Consider the following 3,892-nt stretch of genomic DNA (forward strand, 5'->3'; position numbering starts at 1 on the left):
CGATGGTGACGTTGTCCTCGATGGTGGGGTGGCGCTTGGTCTGGGTGAGCACCTGGCCGCCGAGCGTCACGCCGTGGTAGAGCATGACGCCGTCGCCGATCTCGGTGGTCTCTCCGATGACGATGCCCATGCCGTGGTCAATGAAGAAGCGGCGGCCGATGGTGGCGCCCGGGTGGATCTCAATGCCTGTGAAGAAGCGGTTGAGCTGCGCGAGGATACGCGCCGGCCCGCGCAGTCCGCGCTTCCACAACCAGTGCGACACCCGGTGGGACCAGATGGCGTGCAACCCGGAGTAGACGACAGCGTTCTCGACGTCGCCGCGGGCGGCAGGATCGTGGTCGCGCGCGTTGCGCAGGTCCTCCCGGACCATTTTCGCGATGTTCACAAGCAGCATGGACCAGAGTGTACTTGGTTGCGCCGCCGCTTAGTCGCGGATGTCCTCGTAGAGGACGGTGGAGACGTAGCGCTCGCCGTAGTCGGTGACGACGGTGACGATGGTCTTACCCGCGTTCTCTTCCTTCTGGGCCAGCTGCAGGGCGGCCCACACGTTGCCGCCGGAGGAGATGCCGCCCAGGATGCCGTCCTTGACTGCCAGGTCGCGGGAGGTGGCGATGGCGTCCTCGTTGCTGACGGTGATGACGTCATCGAGGACCTTGCGGTCGAGGACCTCGGGGATGAAGTTGGCGCCGATGCCCTGGATTTTGTGCGGGCCGGCCTTGCCGGCGGACAGCAGCGGGGAAGCGGTCGGCTCGACGGCGTAGACCTGGGCCTCGGGCTTGCGCTCCTTGAGGATCTGGCCGACGCCGGAGACGGTGCCACCGGTGCCGACACCGGCGACGAAGATGTCGACCTGGCCGTCGGTGTCGTTCCAGACTTCCTCGGCGGTGGTCTCGCGGTGGACCTTGAGGTTGGCGGGGTGGGCGAACTGGTTGGCCAGGATGGCGTTGTCCTCGGCGGCGACGATCTCATTTGCCTTATCGACGGCGCCTTGCATGCCGGCCGCACCCGGGGTCAGGACGATCTCTGCACCGTAGGCGCGCAGCATGACGCGACGCTCGTTGGACATGGTCTCCGGCATCGTGAGGATGACCTTGTAGCCGCGGGCCGCGCCGACCAGTGCCAGGGCGATGCCGGTGTTGCCGGAGGTGGCCTCGACGATGGTGCCGCCGGGCTGGAGGGAGCCGTCGGCCTCGGCGGCGTCGATGATTGCCTTGCCGATGCGGTCCTTGACGGAGTTGGCCGGGTTGAAGGACTCCACCTTGACGAGTACCTCGGCCTTGAGGCCCTCGGTGATGCCGTTGAGGCGGATCAGCGGGGTGTTGCCGATGGTGTCGAGGATGTTGTCATAGATCTTGCTCATGTCCGTTTCTCCTGTTGGATCGCGTTGTTTCGGTGTGCCCGTCAGCGTACACCATCCAAGTAGACCGCCCGGTACGCAGGGGGTAGACCGCACTGTTTTCACAGGGGGCGGGGGTGGTTCTGGGCAGGGGTGTCTCACCCCGTATACCGACAGCGGGTGTCCGTTCGTGTGGCGAATAACTGAAGAAAAGCGGAGCTGGCAGATTCCTTTTACCCCCGATGTCGCGTTATAATGCCCACCTGTAGAAGTCAGTTACCCCCGTCAATGTGCACCTCGGGTGCACCTGGACGGGTGTACCCGGAGGAGGACAGTTTTCACAATGGATTCACAGCGAATCAAGGATGACGACGAAGCCGTCCGGGCGGCGCTCACCTCCCTGAAGACCGCAACGGGCATCCCAGTCACCATGTACGCCACCTTGTTGCCTGACAATCGCCTCCAGATCAGTCAGTGGGTGGGCCTGCGGACCCCGGCGCTGCAGAACCTCATCATTGAGCCTGGTTCGGGGGTCGGTGGACGCGTCGTCACCACCCGCCGCCCGGTGGGTGTGTCCGACTACACACGGGCGAACATCATCTCTCACGAGAACGACCGGGCCATCCAGGACGAGGGGCTGCATTCCATCGTGGCGGTGCCGGTGATTGTCAACCGGGAGATCCGCGGTGTCCTCTACGTCGGCGTGCATTCGCCGGTGCGTCTCGGCGACAAGGTGATCGAGGAGGTCACCATGACCGCCCGCACCCTGGAGCAGGACCTGGCGGTCAATTCTGCTTTGCGACGCGTCGATGGCGGCAAGCCCGGCAACGCCAAAGCCGGCCGTGTGATGAACGGTGCCGAGTGGGAGCAGGTGCGTTCCACCCATTCCAAGCTGCGGATGCTGGCTAACCGCGTGGAGGATGAACTGCTGCGCAAGGAGCTCGAGCAGTTGTGTGACCAGATGGTCTCCCCGGTGCGCGTGAAGCAGTCGACGAAGCTGTCGGCCCGTGAACTCGATGTACTGTCCTGCGTCGCCCTCGGCCACACCAACGTGGAGGCCGCGGAGGAGATGGGGATCGGTGCGGAGACGGTGAAGTCTTATCTGCGTTCGGTCATGCGAAAGCTCGGTGCGCATACCCGTTACGAGGCTGTTAACGCCGCCCGCCGCATTGGCGCTCTGCCCTGAGTAGATGGCTCGGCTAGTGTCGGAAGGCGTGAAGGATCGATTTCTCGTCTCCGGTGGCGCCCGCCTGCAGGGTGCTGTCAAGGTCAGTGGCGCCAAGAACAGCGTCCTCAAGCTCATGGCGGCGGCGCTGCTCGCCGAGGGCACGACAACATTGAGCAACTGCCCCGAAATTCTCGACGTCCCCCTTATGGGCGATGTCCTGCGTGGCTTGGGCTGTGAGGTCACTATCGACGGCTCGACCGTCACCATCACCACCCCGGCGCAGCTGGATTCGGATGCCGATTTTGATGCGGTCCGCCAGTTCCGCGCCTCCATCTGTGTGCTGGGGCCGCTGACGTCGCGTTGTGGTCGCGCTGTCGTGGCGCTGCCGGGCGGTGACGCGATCGGTTCCCGCCCCCTCGACATGCATCAGTCCGGTCTGGAGAAGCTCGGCGCTACGACGCGGATCTCCCACGGGGCGGTGGTGGTGGAGGCTGATCGCCTGCGCGGTAACCGCATTTCGCTGGATTTCCCCTCGGTCGGGGCAACGGAGAACATCCTCACGGCGGCTGTCCTCGCTGAGGGCACGACGGTGCTGCATAACGCGGCACGCGAGCCGGAGATCGCGGATCTGTGCGACATGCTCAACGCCATGGGCGCGCGTATCGACGGCGCCGGCACGTCCACCCTCACCATCGAGGGCGTGGAGAAGCTGCATCCCACCAACTACGCGGTGGTGGGTGACCGCATCGTCGCTGGCACCTGGGCCTATGCCGCGGCCATGACCCGGGGTGATGTCACCGTTGGTGGTATCGCGCCCCGCCACCTGCACCTGGCGTTGGAGAAGCTCAAGATCGCGGGTGCAGATGTGGAGACCTACGAGAACGGCTTCCGGGTCCGCATGAACCGCCGCCCCGACGCCGTCGACTACCAGACCCTGCCTTTCCCCGGGTTTCCCACGGACCTGCAGCCCATGGCCATCGGTATCGCCTGCATCGCCAACGGCATGAGTGTGATCACCGAGAACGTCTTCGAGTCCCGCTTCAAGTTCGTCTACGAGCTCCAGCGTCTGGGCGCTAACGCCACCGTCGAGGGCCATCACGTTGTGATCCATGGCATCGAGCAGCTGTCCTCCACTGAGGTGTGGAGCTCCGACATCCGGGCCGGCGCCGGCCTCGTCCTCGCTGCTTTGGTCTCTGACGGCGAAACCACGATCCACGACGTCTATCACATCGACCGCGGCTACCCGCACTTCGTGGAGCAGCTGCAGTCCCTCGGCGCGGACATCCGTCGCATCACTGATTAAGCTGCTTATCGACGTCGTGGTTTAGGGGTTGTGAGCTGGGGGTTTGTGTTGTTGTGGGGTGGTGTGTAACTTTATGTGAGTCAGC

4 protein-coding genes are annotated in these 3,892 nt (G+C 64.4%); 2 read left to right on the forward strand and 2 right to left on the reverse strand.

Translation table 11 applies throughout. The features are described 5' to 3' along the window. Positions 1-394: serine O-acetyltransferase EpsC (gene epsC / locus Q4G50_RS14490; RefSeq protein WP_303378360.1), on the reverse strand; the 394-nt coding region annotated here is incomplete at its 3' end. A gap of 30 nt (positions 395-424) precedes the next feature. Then, entirely contained in the window at positions 425-1,360 is a 936-nt protein-coding gene (gene cysK, locus Q4G50_RS14495) for a cysteine synthase A (RefSeq protein WP_303378361.1), read from the reverse strand. 319 nt (positions 1,361-1,679) lie between these two features. Between cysK and ramA the strand changes: the two genes are divergently transcribed. Next, a complete protein-coding gene (gene ramA / locus Q4G50_RS14500) occupies positions 1,680-2,522 on the forward strand; it encodes an acetate metabolism transcriptional regulator RamA (protein ID WP_303378362.1) in 843 nt (280 codons plus the stop codon). 28 nt (positions 2,523-2,550) lie between these two features. After that, positions 2,551-3,807 carry a UDP-N-acetylglucosamine 1-carboxyvinyltransferase gene (gene murA / locus Q4G50_RS14505; protein WP_303378363.1) on the forward strand — a complete coding sequence of 419 codons (1,257 nt, stop codon included), beginning with the start codon at positions 2,551-2,553 and terminating at the stop codon, positions 3,805-3,807. Positions 3,808-3,892 lie beyond the last annotated feature (85 nt).

The organism is Corynebacterium sp., from assembly GCF_030538285.1.
GTDB lineage: Bacteria > Actinomycetota > Actinomycetes > Mycobacteriales > Mycobacteriaceae > Corynebacterium.